Raw genomic sequence first — 22,514 nt, 5'->3', positions numbered from 1 at the left:
CAGAACCTCTGACGCTTGTATGCGCCGGGGAGGGGGGACAAGACTGTCCCCCCTCCTACAGGACCTTTGCCTCTCGCCTGAGCCTGTCCACCAGCGTGGAGGCGATTTCATCCGGCGTGCCCTCGATCATCTCCGCCTTGCTGGTCTGCTCCGGGAAATAGAGGCGTTCGATCTCCAAGTGAGGCAGGGAAGAAAGGTCCAACCCCAGCCCGCCCAACTCGATCTTCCGGATTTCCTTGCGCCTGGCCTGCATGATTCCCCGCAAGGTCGCATAGCGGATCTGAGAGATTCCGGCCTGGACGGTCAAGACGGCAGGGAGGGGAATCTCGACCCACTCGAACCATCCGCTTTCCATCTCCCGGAGGGCCCTGACGCTACGCCGATCCTCCTGGACCTGGATCTGCATGACGATGGTGGCGTGGGGAAGGCCCAGAAGGTGGGCCAGGATGGGCCCGGTCTGGGCGTAGCCGTAGTCGTCCGATTGGGTCCCGGCAAGGATCAGGTCGTAGTCCTGGTCCCGCAGAACCTTCTCCAGAGCCGCGGCGACCCGGTGGGGACTCGAAAGCTCACGTTCCCGGTCCAGTATCAGGACGCCTCGATCGGCTCCCATGGCCAGACCCTTGCGCATCGATTTCTCCGCTTCGGCCCGTCCGGCCGTCAGCAGGACCACCTCTCCCCGGTGCCGCTCCTTGAGCTTCAGAGCTTCTTCGAGCGCGTACTCGTCGCACTCGCTGATCTCGTGGGTGACTTCCGCGTTCCCGATCCAGGAGGAATCGGACGACAGCTCGTATCGGGTATCCCGGCTCGGAGTTTCCTTGAGGCAGGCGAAGACCTTCATTTCCGGAACAGTCTTTCGAACATCTCCCGAGGCTCCAACGGCCGCTCCCGGACCGAAGTCGTGGCCTTCTCCACTGCCGTTTGAATCTCGAAGAACCGGCAGTCGTTGCGGTCGTTCTTGTTGCCGATCCGCTGAGGGATCGGCTCAGAGCATTCGAAGCGGGCGCCGGGATCGAAATAGACGCAGTTCTTGCAGGTGTGCAGGTCGGTGGCGCACTTGGGGCACTGGCTGGTTGTGCCCACTTCCGAGAACGAGGGGGGGAGGGTCACTCCACAGATGGAACACCGAATCACCTGGTGAAACTTGGTCATGCGGGGAGATCGGGGTCCCCCGCGGGATGAGCGTGGACCGAACGGGCGCCGACCGGACGACCTTCGCGGTCTTTCGCGCCGTCCCCGGTTGTCGTCATAGCCGTGCTGGCGGTATTTTCTCATCGTTGCACTCCTGCCGAAAATTCGGGCCGGTATCGGCGACTCAAGCGGTCCGTGAGATCAATCCAGTTGAGTTGGAAGCAGCCGGCGGTTACATTGGCCCCGTCCGGAGCATCCTGATTCGGTTCAGCTCGTCGACCCGCCGAGAATCGAAATCGGGCCGGGAGCCCGGAAGCCGACGGGAACGATGTCAGTGAGCCTTTGAAACACCTTGGAAAAAAGGGCGTCCGCCCTTGGCATGGACCCTGTGCAAATCAGATTCTACACGCGTAAGGGCTGCCACCTCTGCAAGACGGCGCTGACAGTATTGCAGGAACTTCAGAAGGAGTTCAAGTTCCGCGTGCGCCTCGTCGACATCGACGCTTCGCCGCATCTCCTCGGCGTGTACGGACAAGACATTCCGGTCGGTGAAATGGAGGGACGGGAAATCTTCAGGCACCGGGTCGACAAGCACGCCATGCGGGAAATCCTTCGGGGGAGGCTCAAGATCCGAAGACCGGCGTGATGGAGCCGGACGCCCCATCGTCATGAAGATCTACACGGGCAGAGGAGATGGCGGACAGACGTCCCTGTTCAGTGGTGAAAGGGTCGGCAAGGACGCCAGGCGGGTGGAAGCCTACGGCACTCTGGATGAACTCAACTCCCTGTTGGGTTGGGGTGGGGCACAGACTCGCTGCCCCGAAGTCTCCGAGATTCTGACCGCCTTGCAGTCTGAACTCTTCGAGGCCGGCGCGGACCTCGCCACGGTGGGCCGCCGCCGCCGGGTTCGCCGCCTGGACGAGGATGACTGGAGGCGGCTGGAATCGCTGATCGATGAACTGGACGGGAAGCTGCCGCCCTTGAGGAATTTCGTGCTCCCCGGCGGTTCCACCGCAGCCTCCGTCATCCATCTGGCCCGATCGGTCTGCCGCAGGGGAGAACGCCTGCTGGTTCGCCTGATGCGGACTGAACCGGACGTCAACGAACACCTTCTGGTATACCTGAACCGGTTGTCGGATCTGCTCTTCGTGCTGGCGCGCTACGAGAATTTCCAGGCCGGCGCGGAAGAAACTCCTTGGAGACCGAAGAATTGAGGACATGGGACTCGGAATGTCCCGATTGCCGGGGCTCGGGCTGGTCCCTGGTGGAGAGAGACGGGACCGAGACCGTGGTTTCCTGCCCCACCTGCGGATCTGAGGATCGCCGGGCTCAATTGCTTCGGCGGGCGAGCATCCCCGATCGCTATATTTCCAAGGATTTTCGCGCCTACCATCCGGATCCGAAATTTTCCACCCAACTGGAGGCGCTCACGAGTTCCATCCGATTCGCGGAAAACTACCCGCAGGTTCACCGGGGACTCCTCTTCAGCGGGCCTTGCGGCGTCGGCAAGACGCACTTGGCCGTCGCCGTCCTCAAGCACCTGGTCCTGGAGAAGCATGTCAGCGCCCGGTTCGTGGACGAAACCGAACTTCTCCGCAGGCTCCAGTATTCGTACGGGCCGGACTCCCCCGAAACCGAGCGGGAAGTGCTGCGTCCTCTCTATTCCGCGGACCTTCTGGTCTGGGATGATCTGGGTGCCGGCCGGCCGACGGAGTGGGTCGCGGAGACCATCCGGACGATTCTGAACTACCGGTACACTCGCCGGAAGCAAATCGTGCTCACCACCAACCTGCCCTTGAAGTCGACCGGCGGGGGCTACCCCGAAAACCTGGCAAGGGAGCAGAACCTGGCCGAGAGGATCGGCGCTCCGCTCTACTCCCGGATCATGGAGATGTGCGAAGTCGTCGATGTGCGCGGACACGACGCCCGGACGGGGCTCTACAAGGCAAGTCTGGACGCTCAGAAGGTGTAGCAGGCCAGGAGCGAGTTTCCACCCGAGTCCCGATCCAAGACTGCAGCCCAATCCACCTCAGATTCACGCCGGACTGATAGAATTGCGCCATGGCAAGACTATTTCCCTTTCGAGGCTACCGCTACGACTCCCGTCTGGTCCCGCGATTGGACGATGTTGTCACCCAGCCCTACGACAAGATCACTCCCGGCATGCTCCGGCGCTACCTCCGGAAGGACCCCCGGAACATCGCCCGGGTCATCAAGAATCGGGACTACGCCGACGCGGCGCGAAATCTCGCCGATTGGATCGAATCGGGGGTCATGCTGCGCGACGGGGCCCCGTCGTTCTACCCCTACCGGCAGGTCTTCGAGATCCAGGGGCAATCCCACGCCCGGTTGGGTTTCATCGGCCTGATCTCTCTGGACGAGGCGGACCTGGCCGTCCGCGGACACGAAAGGGTGCTTCGCGGGCCACTTGAGGACCGTCTCAACCTGATTCGCCACACCGAGGCCAACGAGGGGCTCATCTTCATGCTCTATTCGGACCCTGAACTGTCCGTGGACCGGTTGCTCGCCCGATTCACCGAGTCCACGGAACCCGTGATCCAGGTCCGGGACGAGTACGGGGTGCGGCACGAGTTGTGGCAGCTCACCCAGTCGGACCTCCAAACGGACATGGCCGCCGCGCTCATGAGGCACCGCCTCTACATCGCCGACGGTCATCACCGTTTCCAGACCTCGGTCGAATACCGCAACGAGTGTCTCGCCCAAGGCTGGCGAACCTCGGGTCCGGAGAGCTTCGACAAACGGATGATCGGGCTCTTCAACATGGAGAGTCCCGGACTCAAGGTCCTGGCGACGCATCGCGGAATCAAGAACGTGGACGAATCCCGGATCGGCCGCCTCCGGGCCGGTCTGGAGCCGTTCTTCCAGGTGGACAGCGTTTCCTCCGCGGAAGATCCGGCCACGCTCCTGGAGGGTCAAGGCCACCGGGCGGGTCTTGTCCTCAATGGGTCGGACCAGGCCTTTCTGCTGCGGCTCCGGGAGCGTTCCGCTTCCGACCCGTCCTTCATGCCGGGCATCCAGGGACCGGCTCGTTCATTGGACGTGAACATTCTTCACGAGGGCATTCTCGACCCGCTTCTGGGGATCGGCGCCGAGGAACTCTCCAGCCAGAACTACGTCGAATATTTCCGGGATCCCGGGGAGCTGACGGCAAAGGTCCGAAAGGGCGAGCTTCAGGCCGGATTCCTGTTGAACGCGACTCGCTTGGGACAGGTGAGGGAAATCTCCGATCTGGGCCAGAAAATGCCTCAGAAATCCACCGACTTCTATCCCAAGCTGTTGACCGGACTGGCCCTGATGAAGATGGAGATGGCGAAGGGGCCGGAGTAGCCCGCTCCGGTTTCGCCGATGGGCCGGATGCTCGTTCCGGCAAGGAGCCTGCCCGCATTTCCCGCCGGAGACGCCATGATCGAAACCGAGTTGGCCCGGCGCCTGTCGGTCGTCCTGGTCGGAACCCGAAACCCCGGCAACATCGGTTCGGCGGCCCGCGCCATGGTCAACATGGGCCTTTGCCGCCTCAAGCTGGTCCGCCCGGTGGCGGAGTGGGGGGAGGAGGCCAGGATGATGGCCTCGGGAGCCCTGGATCGGATGGACCCGATCCAGGTGCACACCTCGTTCGATGAATCGGTGGCGGGAGTTCAGGTTCTGGTGGGCACCACCTCCGGCCGGGAGAGAAGAACCCATCAGCCGGTCTACACGCCGCGCCGGATCGCCCCGCTTCTGAAGCGGCATGCCCGAACCCAGGAGGTGGCGCTTCTCTTCGGTCCCGAGAACCGGGGACTCACCGACCTTCAGCTCTCCCGCTGCCGGTACCTGGTGACGGTGCCTTCCAACGACGCTTTCCCGGTGTTGAACCTGGCTCAGGCCGTCATGGTCCTCGCGTACGAGATCAACACCTGCGGGGAAGCGGATCGCGACGTCCAACCCGACCTCGTCACCCACGGCCAACGGGAGCGAATGTTCCGTCACATGGAGCGGGTGCTGATCCGTATCGGCTTCCTGAGCTCGTCGAATCCGGACCACGTCATGAAGGCCATTCGCCGGTTCCTGGGGCGAGCGGACCTGTCCGAACGGGACGTCCGGATCCTGAGAGGCATCTTCAGCCAAGTGGAATGGTACGAGCGGCAAGGAGACCGGCTTCCAGCCGATCAGGTGCGCAAACCGTGACGGACCGTGACGGGATGCGGGGGCCAATGTGGAACGGAGGTGATCTGTCCGCCGTTAACGCGCCGCCAGCCGGCTCTTGAATTTCTGAACCCGCCGCACCAACTCGTGAAACGCATGGGTGATGCTGGTGGCAGGGTTGTTGGCGGTTTCCCGGACCCGGATGGCCGTCTGCGGAACCATCAATACCAGCACCGTTTCACACTGCCGTCCCCGAGGCAGCATCTCGACCACGACTCGCAGATCCAGATCGTGAGGCTTGAAGCTGGGCAGAAGCTTGCGGACCTTGGCGCTCTGTCTGCCGATCAGACTCTGTAGGCTGGGATCCAGCCGCAGTCGGCGGCCTTGAACCTCGATCTTCATGATATCCAAAAAAATTATACTAGCAACGCTCGACGAGCATCAACTGACTTCCGTAGGGGCGACGTGTGGTCGCCCTCTTCCCGGCGGCATGAACCGGTTTGAAACGAAGAGGGCACTCAGAAGGGGTACCCCTGCTGGTTCTCCGAACAAATGAATCGGGAAAGTCCTGACTCACAGGGGGTGCCCCTGCGTCGTACAGGCTGATAGACTCCGCTGTCCTGACCGCAACATCGATGGAGTCGTGAAATGCACAAATCGCTGACGGTAGTGGTGTTCCTGACGGCGCTGGCCGGACCGGCTCTGGGCCGGGACGACTACGAGAGTTGGATCACCCACTCCAGCTTCGAGGACTTCGCCTCCGGGCGGATCGCCGACGGCGGGACCAATCTCTACATCGCCCGTTCGGGACAACTGGAGATGACCTACCGTTGGGACCTGAACAACGACGGCTACCTGGACCTCCTGGTGATCCAGGACCACAACCCCTTGGAAAACACCGACGCCCTGGTCTATTGGGGCAGGAAGGGGGGACCGGAATCGATACTGCCTCCGTTGCCCGGCCATCAGCCGCTGGCCCGGCTGTTGAGGCAGATCCGGATTCGCGACCGGGGAGTCACCCGTTTGCCCAGTGACGGAGGCGGCCGTTCCCTGGTGGTGGACCTGAATCACGACGGCTATCCGGAGCTGGTCTTCTGCAACTTCATTCACAACTACTCGGTTCACATGATGGCCCTCATCTATTGGGGCAGCCCGGACGGCTACCAACGGGGCCGTCGCACCGAGCTTCCCACGCTTCTGGCCGGGGGATTGGCGGCGGGCGACTTCAACGGGGACGGCTGGATCGATCTGGCCTTCTCCAACCGGGGGATCGAGGGGGGCGAACGTTTTGGGTTCGACCTCCACCTGGAGTCCTACGTCTACTGGAACGGGCCCCGGGGTTTTCGGAATGAGGACCGCGCCGTGCTGGCCACCACCAGCGCGGCCGACGTGGCGGCGGCGGACGTGAACCGGGACGGCTACTCCGATCTCCTCTTCGCCAACAACAATTCGAAGCACCAGAGCCTTGTCCTGTACCGGGGCGGGCCCGAAGGGTTCCAGGCGCCCGGGGAACAATGGCAGGGAGGAGACGCCGTCGGAGCGACCTTGGCAGAGGTTTCCGGCGACCGGAATCCGGACCTGATCCTGGCCCACAAGGACGACCGGGTGACGATTCACAAGGGTACCGGCCAGGGAATCTCCCGCGAGACCTGGGTCGAGGTCCCGTCGCTGGGCGCGAAAGACAGTCGAGTCGGGGACCTGAACCGGGACGGACGACCCGACCTGATCCTGCCCAACGAGAGTGGAGAAGCGTCCTACATCTACTGGGGAGGACAGGATGGATACTCTCCGGACAGACGCCAGGAACTTCCCACGCTGGCCGCCACCGACGCCGTGCTGGCCGACTACAACGAAGACGGTTGGGTCGATCTGGCTTTTTCCAACAATCACGACGGCGCGACCCGCGACGTTGCCTCCTATCTCTACTGGAACGGTCCCGATGGATTCCACGCCGCCTATCGCCGTGAGCTCCAGGGCTTCGGCGCCGTGAGCCTGGCCGCCGCCGACATGGACCTGGACGGGCACCAGGACCTGGCCCTCATCAACCAGAACAGCGGGTCCCAAGGCCCCATCGACTCGGTGGTCTACTGGGGCAACCCCAGGCACCATTACTCTCCCGCCGCGGCCAGCATCATTCCCTCCAAGGGGGGGTTGGCGACCACGGCCGACCTGGACCAGGATGGCTGGGTGGATCTCATCTTTCCCGACGGCTCCATCTTCGGCGGCGGCTCCAACGGCTTCCGCTTGCAGACGAAACTGGAGATGGAGCCGTCCAACGGTGTCATCGTCGGCGATCTGAACCGGGACGGCTACCTGGACCTGATCTACATCGTCGGAGGCGTCTATCGGGACCTGGCTCCGACGGCTCGAATCCTCTGGGGCGCCAAGAACGGCTACGATCCGTCGCGCCGAACCGACCTGAAGCTGGGAATCCGCATCGGACAGGCGGGCCGGGTCGCCGATTTCAACAAGGATGGGGCCCTGGATCTCATCTTCACCGACGTGGATTCGGGACACGTGGATCTCTTTTGGGGGAACCTCGTGTCAGGGTACAGCCAGGACAACCATACGGTCCTGAAGATCCAACCCACGTCCAGTCCCGAGATCGCCGACCTGAACGGCGACGGCTGGCTGGATCTGATCTTCGGAGGGGGTTGGGATCCCGAGCGGTTCGGACGCCCCACACGCCAGGCGATTCTGGTCTGGGGAGGAAGGGACGGCTTCCATTCGGACCGGATCACCGAGCTCGAGGCCTTCGACTCCTTGGAGCAGGCGGTGGCGGATTTGAATCGAGACGGGCATCTGGACATCGTCATGACCAACTACCACGCCTACCACACGCGGACCCTGCCCGCCTTCATCTACTGGGGTGCGGACGGGGGCTCCTACAGCGAATCGCGCCGCACCAGCCTGCCGGCGGAATCCTCCAGCGCCTTGACCGTCGCCGACATGAATCAGGACTCGTGGCTGGATCTGGTGGTCTTCAACCACTTGGAACGGGGGGACCATTCGGTGGGCAGCAACATCTATTGGGGAGGCGCGGACGGCTACTCCTACGATCGCCGGCATTGGTTCCAGACCTTCGGACCCCACTTCGGACGGCTCCGGGACGTGGGGAACATCTACGACCGCAGACTGCGGGAGGAGTACGTCTCCGCAGCCCTGGAGGCGCCCGCCGGCAAGAGCCCCGGGCGGCTCCGGTGGAAGGCCCTGACCCCCCATGGGACCGGTGTCCGATTCCAGGTTCGAAGCGCTTCGTCCCAGGCGGCGCTGGAATCGAGTCCATGGAGAGGGCCGGAGGGACCTGCCAGCTATTTCCGGCAATCGGGAACGGCGTTGCGGTTGCCCCCGGGAGAGGGCTGGCTCCAGTATCGCGCGATTCTGACGACTCCGGACGGCGGCAGCACGCCGGTGCTTCAGGAGGTCGCCATCGACGTCGGACGCCAATAGGCGGCGAAGCGGATTCCGCGGAAACGGACCGTCGGCTTCAATGCCAGGGAAAGCTCAGAGTCGGCGGATTGGCGTAACGGCGCATGCTGATGGTCAGCTCCGCCCCCGCTCCCGGAGCCAGGCTGACGTGAAAATACCGGCCTCCCACCGTCCATTCCTGGTCGCCGATCCGGACTCCCACACACTCGTGCTCCCCGTAGGCCCCGGTCTGTAGGATCAACTCGCGCCCGTGGACCGGGTTCAGGTTGACCAGCACCAGCCGAACGCTGTCCGGCTTCAGTTGCGTCACCAGGGAGCCCACGTCGGGAGGAATCCCGGCCCGTCTTCGCTCCGGATCGAAATAGCGGACCCGGGTGTGTGGAACGTAGATCTTGCCGTACAGGTGGCCGCCCAGCATGAGCCGGGTCAACTCGAAGGGAGCAGCCGGATTGAACCCCAGCGGCCAGTCGGCCAACCGGGTGTCGGGTGTGGTGAGATCGCTGCGAATACCCTGGATCTTCTCCCGGATGAAGGACAGCTCCCGGCGGAGCGCTTTTTCCGGATAGTCCGGGTCCTTGCCTTCCAGGAACGCGATCCAGCCGGTCATGGGAATGTGTTCCAGGTCGTCCCGGTTCATGGACCAGAGGTAGATGTCGATGAGCTCGTCCACGAAACGGTGCGAGCTCCAGTTGTACCAACCCGGTTCGCTGGTTTCCCGCTCCTCCCAATAGAGCTTGCCGTCGACGGTCGTGAAGATGGGCGGCTGGGTCTTGGGTCCCTTGACGCCGTAGTTGTTGGGAACCTGAATCTTGCCGTCCACCACCTTCTTCTGGCGGTAGATGTTGTCCATCTGACGGCGCAGGACGTCCACGTATTTCTGGTCCCCTGTGATCATCAGGGCGTTTCCGAACCCCGGCCACATGCCCTTGGCGAACATGTTCCGATGCGCCACCACCTTGTGCTCGGGAGACCAGGGAGAGAAGTCCCAGCCGTAGGTTCCGCCGAACCATTGGCCGTCCGTCTCTCCTCCGATGCTCCCGTCCAGACCGATGTTGGAGGGAATGTTGCCCCCGTTCTTCTCCGTCCGCTCCTTCCACGCGTCCACGTATTCCACCAGCCATTTTTTGTACTTGTCTTCGTGGGCGATGGCGTAGGCGTTCAGGTGCAGTTGAGTCGCGATCAGGTTCAAGGGGTGGTCGCCGGCGCTGTGCAGGTACTCGGCGCAGTGGGCCAGCATCTCGGGGTAGGACTCTTCGGCGTCCAGCATCTGCTCGCGTCCGCCCGCGCTGTGCAGGATGTGGTACCGCCCCTTGAAGGGGTCGCCCACCCAGTCGTAGCGGGTCGCACGCCGGATCATGGCTCCCCGGCTGCCGTTCCAGATGCTGCGAATGACCTTGTGTTCGGGGTCGTAGTTGGGAGCATCCGGATCCTCGCCCATGTACATGCCCGCGAACCGGCGCATCCGCGCCTGGAAGGAGCGGTCGTTGGGGTCGGACAAGCCCTGGTTCATGAAGCCCTGCATGCCCTCGCCGGTGTGGTGCCAGTCGGACATGGGCAGGAACTCCTTGTAGTAGGCTCCCTCGGCGGCGACCGTCGTCTTGACGGTCTTCAGCTCCTTGTATTGGAGGAGGTGCCCTTCAAGACCCTGCTTGTAGCGGTTCAGCACCAGGTCGGACGCGCCCAGCATGTGCAACAGCGTCCAGTTGGCGTAGCACTCGATGGCATCGTCGGTGCCGTCCAGAGTTCCCCAGCGCGGTGTGTGCAGCAGGTAGCCCCGGTCGTCGTGGTAGGTCGTGTAGAACTCCTCGACGGCCGCGGCGTTGGCGTCCAGAAGCTGCCGTTCCAGCAACGCCCAGGCCGGCGGCGGCATGGGAGTCGAGATCTCGATGCGGGTCCCGGCCTGCCCCTGGCCGTGCCAGGAGATCCAAAGCAGGCAACAGAGAATACGAACCTTCTTCATGGCAGGGTCCTCCACCCGGATTCCGTTTACGGCGCTACGATATCCGCCGAGATTAACAGTCCGTGGCGAAAGTCGCACGCGGCGCCGGGGGATGCCGTGACGGCATTTCACCCGGACTGCTAAACTCCCCCTTTCAACCGACCGACACCATTTGGGAGGCGCCATGCCGTTGATCCTGCTGTTCGGGCTGTACCTGGTCCTCACGGGCTCGCCGCTGCGGGGAGCCGACAAGGACCCGGCGGCCATCGTCGAGTCCCTGGCCCATCTGCGGTTCGATGAGCTGGGACATCCCCAGATTCAATCCGATTCGGTGCGTCCCGTGCGCAGCAGTCCCGATCGCCCGCACCGGCTGCTCATCATCCCGGTCCAGTTCTCCGACCTCCGTTTCGAGCGCTTCCGGGGAGAAGCGGATGCCGAGGAGAAGAACCGCCGTTACCTGCAGGAGCTGCTCTTCTCGGAAAACCTCCGGCAGCCTCGGACCAAGACCCTGACCCATTACTACCATCACCAGTCGCGCGGGAGGTATTTCGTGACCGGGACGGTCTTTTCCCTGGTCACCGTGGACAAACCGCTCTCCCACTACGGCCGTCCCTCCCGCCTCTCGGACGGGGAATGGCGGAACGACAACTCGCCCGAGAGCCTTGTGGAAGACGCCTTCCGCGCCGCCTACGCGGCCCGTCCCGACTTCCCCTGGGGGGACTTCGACGTCTGGGACCCCACCGACTACGACGGCGACGGGGTCTCGGAAGAACCGGACGGCTACATCGACCACTTCGTCCTGGTCTACGCCGGGAAGGGCCAGTCCTCGTGCCAGGGCCTCTACAAGCTCTCGGAGAAATTCACCCCAAACGCGCCCGCCGACCTGGTGAACCGGCTCAGCCCCCGGGAGCGGGAGTGCGCCGACCGGATCTGGCCCCACCGTTACGCCCTGAGCAAGAACCTGGGCCGGGGTCCGGCGTTGGAGGGCATCACCAACGACCGCGGCGGGATTCCGGTTCGCGAGGGGCTCTGGGTCTACGACTACAACATGCAGTCCGAGTACACCTCCGTCTCCACCTTCATCCACGAATTCGGCCATTCACTTGGACTGCCGGACATCTACGCCCGCCGGACCAACAACTCCACCGCGGCCTGGGACGCCATGAGCAGCACGGCGGGAAGGTATCCGCAGGAGCTGAGCGCCTGGTCCCGGATGATGCTGGGGTGGCTGGAGCCCTGCGTGCTTCGGCCCCCGGAGTTCGGGGGAGCCGGGAGCCGCTCGTTTCACCTCAAGACCATGAACGACTGGTCCGGCACGCCTGGCGGGAGCCGTCCCCCAGGGCTGTGCGACGCCGTCATGGTGATCCTTCCCCCCAAGGTCCGGTCGTTGGACCTGGGGCCTCTGACCTCCCGCCATCAGCGGCAGGCCGTCTACACGGGGCAGGGAAACGAGATGAATCGATACCTCTCCCGGACGTTCGATCTGACCGGGGTCGGGGAAAAGCCCATCCTGGAGTTCGACCTCTGGTTCGAGATCGAAGGAGACTACGACTATCTCTACGTGGAGGCTTCCACCGACGGGTTGAACTACCGGCGCCTTCTGCCTACGGACAAGGACTCGGCGGAGGACTCCCAGAGCATCATGCCGTCCCGAAAGGGTCATGACGGCGACGGCACCCTCCCCGGTTTCACGGGCCGCAGCGGCGATCTGGACGCCGACGGCAAGGTGGAATCGGCGCCCGGGTGCGATCCGTCCCGTCCCAAGCAGTTGGCCGAGGACCGGGTGGGGGGAGAGAAAGACCCGTGCGAGATCGGGCAATGGATACGCGCCCGCTTCGACCTGTCGGCCTACCGGGGCAAGAAGGTCGAGATCCGCTTCCACTACTTCACCGACATGGCCGCGGTGGAGGCGGGAGCCCTCATCGACAACCTCAAGCTCGAGGCCGTGGGTTTCTCCGAAGATTTCGAAAGTTCAGGCCTGACCGGATGGGAGGTGGAAGGATTCAGTCTTTCGGGAGGCGTCCACCGGCTCCCGGTCCCCCATTTCTACGTGCTGGAGTACCGGGACCCGTGGCAGGACTTCGAATCGGCTTTCAACTACGACAGCACATTGCGCCGCGAGTCGCAGATATTTTATCGGGATCCGCAAAGCGGCGAGTTCCGGGCCTTCGATGTCCGCTACCGGTCCGGGGTGGTGCTCTGGTATGCCAACGGCTCTTTTCTCTGGAGCCAGAACGAACCCTCCATGCAGGGTCCCGGCCAGGGTTTTCTGTTGGTCGTGGACTCGATTCCCCAGGAGTACCGTTATCCGGCCGTGCCGGAGCGGTATTTCAAGCGGGAGAAGGATCGAAGCTACTATGAGTTCGACGAAAAGGCCCAGGAGTGGCTGCGCCGAAACTACCTGGATGTGCTCTGTTTCCAGCGCCGTCCGGAGTACTTTCCCCCCGACCTGCCCGCGATCGACCGGGAAGCGTGCCGCCAGGCGGAGGACGGGCCGCCTCTGGAACGTCTCCGGTTCGGGGACAAGAAACTGATCTACGGCTACACGCTCTACAACGAGTTGTTGCCGGGACCGGACCGGAGCCCTTACCGTGGAACCACCAACCTGGTCGATATTCGTCTACGGAAGAACCGTCTGACCTACCGGCTCTACGACCGGTTGCTCCGCCACAATCACTCGGCGGACGCGCCCTTCGCCCTGGAGCCGTTCCGGGATGGGATCGTCCTCTATCGGGAGGAAAAGGGGCAGATGGTCCCCTTCGACGGCGTCGACTTTCCGGCCCTCCACGAGTTCAGCGACTCCGATCCCGCCCGCTATCTGAACCCGCACCTCCCCTTCGGCAGCGCCCGGGTTCCCACTGCAGGATTCGGATTTCGACTGGTGAGACCGGGTTCGGGCGCTCCTCAGGGTGCCCGGGTGAAGGTGGAGATGAACTGGAGCCGGCGGCCGTGATCCTGCCGCTTCAGTCTGCGCAGGGAATGAGCAGCTTCTGGCCGGGACGGATCACGGTGCTGTTCAGGCCGTTGTAGAGCATGATCTGATTCGGCCCTTCCACTCCGCAATGCTTGAAGCGCCTGGAGATTCTGAAGAGGGAGTCGCCACTCTGGACCCGGTACTCGATGGCCTGTCCCGGGGCCGGATAGACGTTGGCTACGAAGCCGTGGAATTCCTCGCGGAGCGGGTGTTTCTCGATGCGCTCCGGGTAGGTTTCCTGGAAGATCCGGGGAATGGTCACCTCCTCCCCCTCCTTGAACCAGACCCGGATACTGTCCCGGGGATTCAGGTTGCCCAGGTTCCAATGGTCGGTGCCCAGCAGCAGCCCCAACTCCAGATGGTGGAGGCTGCGTTCCAGCGGGATCGTCACCGTTCGCGGGTCCAGCCGGGGAATGTCGAGTCCGAATCGCTCGGGTGCCATGCCCATGGCCGTGGCGGCCAGGACTCGCGGGACGTAGCGGCGGGTCTCGCGTGGGAGCCGGCTGGCGATCCTGCGAAACGCATTGGGGTTGGAGCTGTAGCGGGCAAACTTGTGGCCGGGTCCATAGTTGTAGTCCACCAGCACCAGCTCCAGGTTCCAGGAGAAGACCTTCACCAGGTCGCGGAGGTACTCCAACTGCTTCTGAGTGGATTTGACGACGTCGAAATAGTCTCCTCCCCTCAGACCGTATCGGCGGCCCGCCCACTGCATCTGCCAGATGCCCTTGGCGTTGGCGTAGGAGACGCTGTAGTTGCGGTAGAGGCTCTCCTGCAATCCCAGTCCGTATCCGAACTCCAGCGGAATGCCCGCCTGCCGGTACAGGGGCCGGATGATGGGCTCCACGAACTGGAACCGGTTGGTCGCGCCCAGGAATGAGGACCGGCCGTCGGTGAGCCAGTAGAGGATTTCCCGTTTGACGTCGGAGCGGTCCCGGATGTGGTGGAACAGGTCGTCCACCATTCCGTATCGCCGGCTGCCCTCTTCTTCCGGAACCACCCGATAGGAATCCGCAGCGGCGCCAAGAGCTGAAAGCGACCCCCCCGTCAATCCAACGGCATGGCCCTGCGCCTCGGCCAGGGAGGGTCCGGCCACCACGCCCGCGGCCGTCGCGCCGCATGCGTATTGGAGCAGGGAACGTCTCGTCAGTTCGTCCATAGGGCGATGGAGGCTCCGGGTCAAAGGCCGGTCTCGGGGGATTCCAGGCGGGCGATCACATCTTGCAGAAACCGGGCGCCGACGGCGCCGTCCACGACCCGGTGGTCCTGGGACAGGCTGAGATGCATGATTTCCCGAATCACGATCCGGCCCGAGCGCACGACCGGCCGGGGCGCGATCTTGTGAACCCCCAGGATGGCCACTTCGGGATAGTTGACGATGGGCGTTGCGACAATGCCTCCCAGGGCGCCCAGGCTGGTCACGGTGAAGGTGCTTCCCTGCAGGTGCTCCAGCTTCAGGTTCCCTTCACGGGCCAGTTGCGAGATCCGGGAGATCTCCCGGGCCAGTTCCGGCAGGCTCTTCCGGTCCACGTTCCGGATCACCGGAACCATGAGCCCTTCTTCCGTCTGGGTGGCGACGCCGATGTTGTAATACTTCCGGAGTTCGATCTCCCCCGCATCCAGGTCCAGACGGGCGTTCAGATCGGGATGCCGTTTCAGCTCGTGGGCCAACGCTTTCAGGATATAGGGCAGAAAGGTGAGACGGACTCCCTGGAATTCCTCGCTGCCTTGCGCCCTTTGGCGCATCCGGACCAACTCGGTCACGTCCACCTCTTCCACATAGGTGAAATGGGGGGCGTGGTTGGAGGCCTGGAGCATATGGTCGCCGATCCGCCGCCGGATCCCCCGGTAGGGAATCCGTTCGGTGGGCCCGGCTGCGGTCGGCACGGCCGGAGAGACCGGCGCAGGCGCCTGGGCCCGGGTCAGGTCCTCCCTCGTGATCCGTCCGCCCGGACCGGTGCCTTTGACCCCTTCCAGGTCGATCTTCATCTGTTTGGCCAGGCGCCGGATGGCCGGGGTTGCCAGGATCCGAGCCGTTTTTCGCCGACGCCGGATCGGTGGCCTGCGAGTGGGTGTATGAGACTTGGTGTGGACCGGCTGAGACTCGGCTTCCTCCTTGCCGGTCTCGATCACCACCAGCACGGATCCGACCTGGACCACGTCTCCTTCATTGCCTCCCTGCTCCACGACGCGGCCCTTGACGGGTGACGGGATCTCGACGGTGGCCTTGTCGGTCATGACCTCCACCATGGGCTGATCCTCTTCGATCTCGTCCCCGATCCGAACCAGCCAGCGAACCACCTCGCCTTCCACGATGCCTTCGCCGATATCGGGCAGCCTGAATTGGTACGGCATAGGGCTCTACTCAGAATTCGACGATCTCGCGGAAGCCATTTCGGATTCTTTCGATCCCAGGCAGGTAGTCTTCTTCGCGAGCATAAGGGAAGGGGGTGTCGAAACCGGTGATCCGCGTCACCGGGGCCTGCAGGTGCAGCAACGCCTTCTCCCCGACCGTCGCCGCCAGCTCCGCGCCGAACCCACAGGTCCGGGGGGCCTCGTGGACAATGACCAGGCGGCCCGTCTTCCGGACCGAACTCAAGACCGTCTCGACGTCGAAGGGCATCAGGGTTCTCAGGTCCACCACTTCGCAGGAGATCCCCTCTTCCTCCTCCGATTGTTCCGCCGCCTCAAGGCAGTTGTGGAGCATGGCGCCGTAGGCCGCGACAGTCACGTCCAGACCCTCCCGAACGACGCTGGCCTGGCCCAGTTCCACGGTGTAGTCGCCGTCCGGAACTTCGCCCCGGGCCGCCCGATAGACTCGCTTCGGTTCCAGGAAGATGACCGGATTGTCATCCCGGATCGCCGAAATCAGAAGTCCCTTGGCATCGTAGGGAGTCGCCGGCACCACCACCTTGAGACCGGGAGTATGGACGAAATAGGCTTCCGGACTCTGGGAGTGGTAGTGCCCTCCCCGGATGCCTCCGCCATAGGGAGTACGGATCACCATGGGACACGTGTACTGGCCGCCGGAACGGTACCGCATCTTGGCCAATTCGTTGACGATCTGGTCGAAGGCGGGGTAGATGAAGTCCGCGAATTGAACCTCGGGAACCGGCCGAAAACCGTACATGGCCATGCCGATGGCGGTCCCGATGATGCCCGACTCGGCCAGCGGCGTGTCGAATACCCGTTGATCCCCGAACTCTTTCTGGAGGCCCTGGGTGGCGCGGAAGACCCCGCCGAAATGCCCAACGTCTTCACCCAGAACCACCACGCTGGGGTCGCGCCGCATCTCGGTGCGCAGACCGTCGTTGACTGCCTGGATGATGTTCCGAATCGGCATCTGGTTTTTCGCGGAAGTGGGTCAGGTTCCCTGCTCGACGGGCTGAAACTCCTCAGGCAGGCAGACCGACTCCATTTGCTCCCGGAGATGCCAGGGCATCTCGTCGTAGACGTCGTCGAAGATGGTGTCCAGGGAAGGGGGTCCGGAACTGTAGGCCTCCTCCAGCGTGCTGCGAATATGCGCGCGGATCTCCTCCTCCTGCGCCTGCTCCTTGTCGTCGTCCCAATGTCCCTGGCGGGTCAAGTACAGCCGGAACCGCAGTATCGGATCGCGTTCGACCCAGGGCTCGACCTCGGCGATGTCCCGATAGGCATTGGGATCGTCGGAGGTGGAGTGGCCTCCCCGGCGGTAGGTCACCGCTTCGATGAGCGTCGGACCATCGCCCCTTCTTGCCTTCGCCACCGCTTTCGAGGTGACGTCGTAGACGGCGAAGACATCGTTTCCGTCGACCCGGACCCCTTCGATACCGTATGCGACCGCCTTGACGGCCATATTGCGGGAGGCGGTCTGGGATTCTACGGGAACCGAAATCGCCCACTGGTTGTTCCGGCAGAAAAGGACGGTCGGAGTCTTGAAGACTCCCGCGAAGTTGGTGGCGACATGAAAGTCCCCTTGGGAGGTGGCGCCATCGCCGAAGTAGACCAGCGCCACGTCGTCCCTGCCCGCCAGACGGGCGCCCATGGCCAGACCGATGGCATGGGGGATCTGGCTCCCCACAGGGCTCGAAATCGACGTTACCCTCAAGTCATAGCTGGCGTAGTGGTTCGGCATCTGCCGGCCCTTGGTCAAGTCCCGGGAAGTTCCGAAAAACTGGGAGAATAGATCGATCAGGGGAAAGCCCTTGACCAGAGCGGCGCCCATCTCCCGGTAGCAGGGGACCGCCCAGTCCCGCTGCTCCAGGGCGAACGCGCTCCCGATGATGGCCGCCTCCTCGCCTCGTGCCCCGACGTAGAAGGCCAGCCGTCCCTGCCGCTGAAGCCGGATCATCTGGTCGTCGACCATCCGATTCAAGCACATCAACCGATAGAGATGGAGCTGCTGATCTAATCCGAGGGCCGGAATGTCGGCCTCCGAATTGACTTCGCCGTCGGGAGAAAGGATAGAGAACATGGTCCCGGGCATGCGTCAGGAATTATAACGGCCCCTCTGGAGCAGGACAAGAAGACCCGGCCGCCTGAGCTGCCGTGTGCGGGGGCGCCCGCCCGTCACGGTTTCGTTGCTTGATATTCCTCGTATCGAGCCGCCATCCGGGACTGGGAGAGGTGCCCCGAGTGCACCAGTATCCGGTAGAGGAAGAGGGCCGATTCGCCCGGTTCCAGGGAGACGTTCAGAGGTGGGGAACCCTTCTGGAAATCCTTTTTCCCGAAGGGGTTGGCAGAGAAGAGCCCATAGCCCCGGGCGTGCCAGAAGGTGGGGAATTCGATGCTCTTGGGGTGATTCATGATGGCCAGCGTCAGGTCCTCTCCCTGGACCGATCCCCGCAATGCCACCCATGAAGACCTCTTGCCCCAGACGGCCTTCGACAGCTCCAGACCTTGCGCGTTCAGGTAGCGGCCGGTCCGGTCTTCCCGCAGGTTGGGGGCGACGCGGATGGCCATCATCCCCTCCTTGGTATCGTTGAAAGTCACCGCATTCTCCTGGGCCGTCAGCTTGAACCTCAGGTCCAGGGTCCGCCACCCGGAGCCCGCCCCGATGGTCATTCGGGAGTCCTGTTTCAACACCACCTCCCCCGAGGGCGCGATCCAGTCCGACGTGGTTTCCATGACTCCCTTCTCCCCGTCTTCCAGCCGGGTGAAGCCGGTGTGGCGGATGCGGCCGCTGCCGGGCTTGTCCCGGCCGCCGGACAGCTTCGACCAGAAGTCCACACCATTGACGTTCCCGTAGGTGAACGAGATTCCTTCGTGATGCCAATGGTCGGAATGCTCGTCGGGTATCCCGAATTCCATGGGGAACGCGCGCAGGAGCCGGTGGCCCTTGGGGCTGAGCATGGGATGGAAGATCGGCTTGTGAAAGCCGATGCCGTATTGGTACGAGGCGAACAGGTCCTTGCCGACGTAGATGTCCACCCGAGCCGGTTCGGTCTTGACCAGCCGGACCGCATGGTGAGACTCCCCGAAGGCGGGATAGGTCAGACAGAAGACCAGGAGCGCCGCGGCCACGATGCCGGAGCGGCGGAGTGTCGTATCTGTACGGACCCGATTGGATAGGAATTTCATGGGAACTGCAGTGCCTCCTACGCCTGAAAAAGGTGTCGCCGAATTCGGCAACATGTTAGCAGTCCGTGGCAGAGGCCGTCACAGTCAAGAGGGGGTGATCCGATCCTGGAAGTTGCTTCGGGAACGCGCTACCCTGCTCTGGCCCATGTTCAGGAGGTGAGATGTGATTTTTGACGTGCACACTCATGGCTGGAAATATCCGGACCATTTCTCGGACCGGTTTCGCCAACAGGCGATCCGAATGAGGGGCTACGAGATCCCTTTGGAAAGCATTCTGGAGGACTATCGCGCCCACTGCCGGACGGTTCCGGATCGAGTCAAGACCGTCGTCTTCGGCGGGAAGGCCAGGCTCTCGGGCCTTTGGGTTCCCGATAAGTTCATCGTCGAATACTGCTCCCAGGACCCCGAAAACCTGATCCCGTTTCTCTCCCTCGATCCGACCCAACCGGGCTGGCGGGAGGAACTGGAGGAGAGCCACCAGGATCTGAAGATGAGGGGCATCAAATTGATGCCCATGTATGCCGGATTCTATCCCCAGGCCCCGGAGCTGGATCACCTGTGGCAATATGCGGTCCGCCACCAACTGCCCGTCCTGCTCCACACGGGAACGACCTTCATCGACCGGGCTCCTCTGGACACCACTTTGCCCCGGCACCTGGACCCCGTCGCCATCAAGTATCCGGAGTGCCGGATCATTCTGGCGCACCTGGGTCATCCCTACGAGGCTGAGACGGTGGCGGTGATCCGGAAGCATCCCCACGTCTACTCCGACGTTTCGGCTATTCACTACCGGCCCTTCCAGCTCTACCAGAGCCTGATGCTGGTGCAGGAGTACGGTGTCTGGAACAAGCTCCTGTTCGGGACCGACTACCCCATCACCAACGTCGACGAGTCCCTGGCCGGGCTGCGGTCCATCAACGATCAGTTGGAAGGCACGTCCCTGCCGCGGTTGGATCCGGACCAGATGGAGGCGATGATCCATCGCGACGCCGGTCCGTTGCTGGGACTTGATTAGGCCATTTTGATAAATCCGATCAATTGAGTAAACTTGGTTTCATCTCACAGGCCGAAAAGCCTTGGAGGAGACGGATCATGACTACTTGGAAGGAGCATTTGGGCACGGATATCCCGGACGATCTGGGCCGCGAAATCGACATCTTCGAGATGCAGATGGAGCTGAGGCGTCAGGGAAAGCTGGATGAGAAGATCTTCGCCGAGACACGGTTGCGGCGCGGCATCTACGGCCAGCGATACGACAACGGTTTCCGCCACGACGGGATCCGGTCGCAGCAGCTCCCCTATCCCTCCGGTGACGTCATCAAGGGGCCTGAGACCCTTTGGGACGCTCCCGGGATGATGCGCATCAAGATCCCGTACGGGGGGGTCAATCCCCGCCAGCTCGAGGTGCTGGCGGATACGGCGGAGGAGTATTCGGATGGAGTGCTCCACGTCACCACGAGACAGGACTATCAACTCCATTTCGTTCACATCGACGACACTCCCAACCTGATGCGGAGACTGGCATCGGTGGGGATCACGACCCGGGAGGCCTGCGGGAATTCGGTGCGGAACGTCACGGCCTGCCCCCTGGCCGGTGTCTGCCACACCGAGGCTTTCGACGTCAGTCCCTACGCCAAGGCGTGCAGCGCTTTCCTGCTGGGGCATCCCGACGCCCAGGACTTCGGCCGCAAGTTCAAGATCTCATTCTCGGGATGCCGGGAAGAGGCCTGCGGGCTGGCCAGCATGCATGACATGGGAGCCATTGCGGTGGTGCGGCGCGAGGGCGGCCGGATCAGGCGCGGGTTCGAGCTGTATGTCGGCGGAGGTCTGGGAGCGGTGCCTCACCAGGCCAAGCTCTTCGATTCCTTTCTGCCTGAAGAAGAGTTGCTGCCCACGGCGCAGGCCATCTCCAGGGTGTTCGCCCGCTTGGGAGAGAAGAAGAACCGGGCCCGGGCCCGCATCAAGTTCCTGGTGGCGAAACTGGGGATCGACGAGTTTCGCAAGGAGGTCCTGAAGGAACGCGAGATCATGCCTCCCGACGGGCGGTGGACCGCGTTTTTGCCCGAGGTTCCGGAATTCCAGGAAACCGCGGTCCGGCCGGCGGCCGCATTGAACGGACATCAGCCGCCTCCGGGATTCGAGGACTGGTTCCGGACCAACGTCTACCGTCAGCGGCAGGCGGGTTACGCCGTCGCCACCCTGACCCTTCCCTTGGGAGATTTGTCGAGTTGGCAGGCCCGGGAACTGGCTCAGATCGCCCGGCGCTTCTCCGGTGAAAACATCCGGACCACCGTCGAGCAGAACATGGTGCTGCGTTGGGTCAGCGAAGCGGACCTGCCGGAGCTCTACGGTGAATTGGACCGGATCGGTCTGGGCGCCCACGGCGCCGGAACGATCATGGACGTGACGGCCTGCCCGGGTACCGACACCTGCAAGTTGGGAATCGCCTCGTCGCGGGGACTGGCCGCCGAACTCCGGAGGACGCTCGGCGCCAAGTTCTTCCAACTTGACGATTCGATCAAGAACCTGCGCATCAAGATCAGCGGCTGTTTCAACTCCTGCGGTCAGCACCACGTTGCGGACATTGGATTCTACGGAACCAGCCGGACCATCAAGGGCCACAAGGTGCCTCACTTCCAGGTCGTGCTGGGGGGGAAGTGGACCGAGAACGCCGGCTCTTACGGACTGGCCATGGGGTCGGCGCCGGCGCGGAACGTTCCGGAGGTTCTGGAGCGGATCACGGGCCGATACCTGGAGCATCGGAGCAACGGCGAGAGCTTTCAGCAATTCGTCCGGAGCGTCGGCAAGAAGGACCTTCGGACCATGCTGCAGGACCTGTTGCTGGTTCCGGCCTATGAGGTCGACTCCTCCTTCTACAGCGATTGGGGCGATCCGAGAGAGTTCTCGATGGGAGACCTGGGGACGGGAGAATGCGCAGGCGAGGTGGTCACCCTGACCCAGTTCAATCTGGCTTCCGCCGAGCAACTGGTCTTCGAAGCCCAGATCAGGCTGGATGAAACGGATTATGCCGGCGCCGACGCTTTGAGCTACCGAGCCATGGTGGAGGCCGCCAGAGCCCTGGTCAAGACCGAGTTCCTGGACGTTCCGGGTGCTCCCGACACGGTCGTGTCGGAATTCCGGCGCCGCTTCTACGATACCGAACTGTTTTACGACAAGTACGCCGGCGGCAAGTTCGCCAATTACCTGTTCCGCCGTCACAAATCGCCTCCGCAGAGCCCCACGCGGGACACGGCCCATCAGTCGGTGGAAGAGAGCCAGCTTTTCATCGAGGCGGCGCATGCCTGCTACGAGCGCATGGCCCGGGAGATTTCGGGAGTCCACTAG

General features: G+C 63.2%; 18 protein-coding genes. 9 read left to right on the top strand and 9 right to left on the bottom strand.

What is annotated here, in order from left to right:
• Positions 1 to 55: 55 nt before the first annotated feature.
• Together OXT71_11315 and OXT71_11310 are read right to left on the bottom strand one after the other, a co-directional pair.
• Positions 56 to 838: an electron transfer flavoprotein subunit beta/FixA family protein gene (locus OXT71_11315; GenBank protein MDE2926975.1), complete on the bottom strand. Its 783-nt coding sequence runs from the start codon at positions 836 to 838 to the stop codon at positions 56 to 58.
• The gene (locus OXT71_11310; GenBank protein ID MDE2926974.1) at positions 835 to 1,149 is read right to left on the bottom strand and encodes a hypothetical protein; all 315 of its coding nucleotides are present in this window, start codon (positions 1,147 to 1,149) and stop codon (positions 835 to 837) included. The genes OXT71_11315 and OXT71_11310 overlap by 4 nt, the downstream gene beginning before the upstream one ends.
• Before the next feature lie 367 nt (positions 1,150 to 1,516).
• Between OXT71_11310 and OXT71_11305 the strand changes: the two genes are divergently transcribed.
• The 5 genes from OXT71_11305 (at position 1,517) to OXT71_11285 (ending at position 5,313) form a co-directional block, all read left to right on the top strand.
• The gene (locus tag OXT71_11305; GenBank protein ID MDE2926973.1) at positions 1,517 to 1,774 is read left to right on the top strand and encodes a glutaredoxin family protein; all 258 of its coding nucleotides are present in this window, start codon (positions 1,517 to 1,519) and stop codon (positions 1,772 to 1,774) included.
• A 22-nt stretch (positions 1,775 to 1,796) separates the two neighbouring features.
• Positions 1,797 to 2,342, top strand: coding sequence for a cob(I)yrinic acid a,c-diamide adenosyltransferase (locus tag OXT71_11300; protein ID MDE2926972.1), 546 nt, complete (start codon positions 1,797 to 1,799; stop codon positions 2,340 to 2,342).
• Complete coding sequence (locus OXT71_11295) at positions 2,339 to 3,100, top strand: ATP-binding protein (protein MDE2926971.1); 762 nt, start codon at positions 2,339 to 2,341, stop codon at positions 3,098 to 3,100. The genes OXT71_11300 and OXT71_11295 overlap by 4 nt, the downstream gene beginning before the upstream one ends.
• 89 nt (positions 3,101 to 3,189) lie before the next feature.
• Entirely contained in the window at positions 3,190 to 4,476 is a 1,287-nt protein-coding gene (locus OXT71_11290; protein MDE2926970.1) for a DUF1015 domain-containing protein, read from the top strand.
• A gap of 75 nt (positions 4,477 to 4,551) precedes the next feature.
• On the top strand, positions 4,552 to 5,313 hold the full coding sequence (locus OXT71_11285) for an RNA methyltransferase (GenBank protein ID MDE2926969.1): 762 nt from the start codon (positions 4,552 to 4,554) through the stop codon (positions 5,311 to 5,313).
• 54 nt (positions 5,314 to 5,367) lie between these two features.
• On the opposite strand, the gene OXT71_11280 is transcribed toward OXT71_11285, so the two are convergent.
• Positions 5,368 to 5,673, bottom strand: coding sequence for an HPF/RaiA family ribosome-associated protein (locus tag OXT71_11280; protein MDE2926968.1), 306 nt, complete (start codon positions 5,671 to 5,673; stop codon positions 5,368 to 5,370).
• Between the two features lie 246 nt (positions 5,674 to 5,919).
• Between OXT71_11280 and OXT71_11275 the strand changes: the two genes are divergently transcribed.
• Positions 5,920 to 8,721, top strand: coding sequence for a VCBS repeat-containing protein (locus OXT71_11275; protein ID MDE2926967.1), 2,802 nt, complete (start codon positions 5,920 to 5,922; stop codon positions 8,719 to 8,721).
• Between the two features lie 37 nt (positions 8,722 to 8,758).
• On the opposite strand, the gene OXT71_11270 is transcribed toward OXT71_11275, so the two are convergent.
• On the bottom strand, positions 8,759 to 10,660 hold the full coding sequence (locus OXT71_11270; GenBank protein MDE2926966.1) for a hypothetical protein: 1,902 nt from the start codon (positions 10,658 to 10,660) through the stop codon (positions 8,759 to 8,761).
• Positions 10,661 to 10,823: 163 nt separating this feature from the next.
• Here OXT71_11270 and OXT71_11265 point away from each other — a divergent pair, with 163 nt between their 5' ends.
• A complete protein-coding gene (locus OXT71_11265) occupies positions 10,824 to 13,592 on the top strand; it encodes an immune inhibitor A (protein ID MDE2926965.1) in 2,769 nt (922 codons plus the stop codon).
• 10 nt (positions 13,593 to 13,602) lie between these two features.
• On the opposite strand, the gene OXT71_11260 is transcribed toward OXT71_11265, so the two are convergent.
• The 5 genes from OXT71_11260 to OXT71_11240 all read right to left on the bottom strand — a co-directional run bounded on the left by OXT71_11260 (position 13,603) and on the right by OXT71_11240 (position 19,169).
• The gene (locus OXT71_11260) at positions 13,603 to 14,769 is read right to left on the bottom strand and encodes a LysM peptidoglycan-binding domain-containing protein (GenBank protein MDE2926964.1); all 1,167 of its coding nucleotides are present in this window, start codon (positions 14,767 to 14,769) and stop codon (positions 13,603 to 13,605) included.
• Between the two features lie 20 nt (positions 14,770 to 14,789).
• The gene (locus tag OXT71_11255; GenBank protein ID MDE2926963.1) at positions 14,790 to 15,965 is read right to left on the bottom strand and encodes a dihydrolipoamide acetyltransferase family protein; all 1,176 of its coding nucleotides are present in this window, start codon (positions 15,963 to 15,965) and stop codon (positions 14,790 to 14,792) included.
• 10 nt (positions 15,966 to 15,975) lie between these two features.
• Positions 15,976 to 16,953 carry an alpha-ketoacid dehydrogenase subunit beta gene (locus OXT71_11250; GenBank protein ID MDE2926962.1) on the bottom strand — a complete coding sequence of 326 codons (978 nt, stop codon included), beginning with the start codon at positions 16,951 to 16,953 and terminating at the stop codon, positions 15,976 to 15,978.
• A 21-nt stretch (positions 16,954 to 16,974) separates the two neighbouring features.
• Complete coding sequence (locus tag OXT71_11245) at positions 16,975 to 18,063, bottom strand: thiamine pyrophosphate-dependent dehydrogenase E1 component subunit alpha (GenBank protein MDE2926961.1); 1,089 nt, start codon at positions 18,061 to 18,063, stop codon at positions 16,975 to 16,977.
• A 95-nt stretch (positions 18,064 to 18,158) separates the two neighbouring features.
• The gene (locus OXT71_11240; protein MDE2926960.1) at positions 18,159 to 19,169 is read right to left on the bottom strand and encodes a PmoA family protein; all 1,011 of its coding nucleotides are present in this window, start codon (positions 19,167 to 19,169) and stop codon (positions 18,159 to 18,161) included.
• Between the two features lie 163 nt (positions 19,170 to 19,332).
• On the opposite strand from OXT71_11240, the gene OXT71_11235 reads away from it, so the two are divergent.
• Positions 19,333 to 20,184, top strand: a complete 852-nt coding sequence (locus OXT71_11235; protein ID MDE2926959.1) for an amidohydrolase family protein — start codon at positions 19,333 to 19,335, stop codon at positions 20,182 to 20,184.
• Positions 20,185 to 20,261: 77 nt separating this feature from the next.
• Positions 20,262 to 22,514, top strand: a complete 2,253-nt coding sequence (locus OXT71_11230) for a nitrite/sulfite reductase (GenBank protein MDE2926958.1) — start codon at positions 20,262 to 20,264, stop codon at positions 22,512 to 22,514.

This window comes from Acidobacteriota bacterium (genome assembly GCA_028874215.1).
Lineage (GTDB): Bacteria > Acidobacteriota > UBA6911 > RPQK01 > JAJDTT01 > JAJDTT01.
Note: the sequence above shows the minus strand (reverse complement) of the source record. Positions and strands in the feature narration are given on the sequence as shown.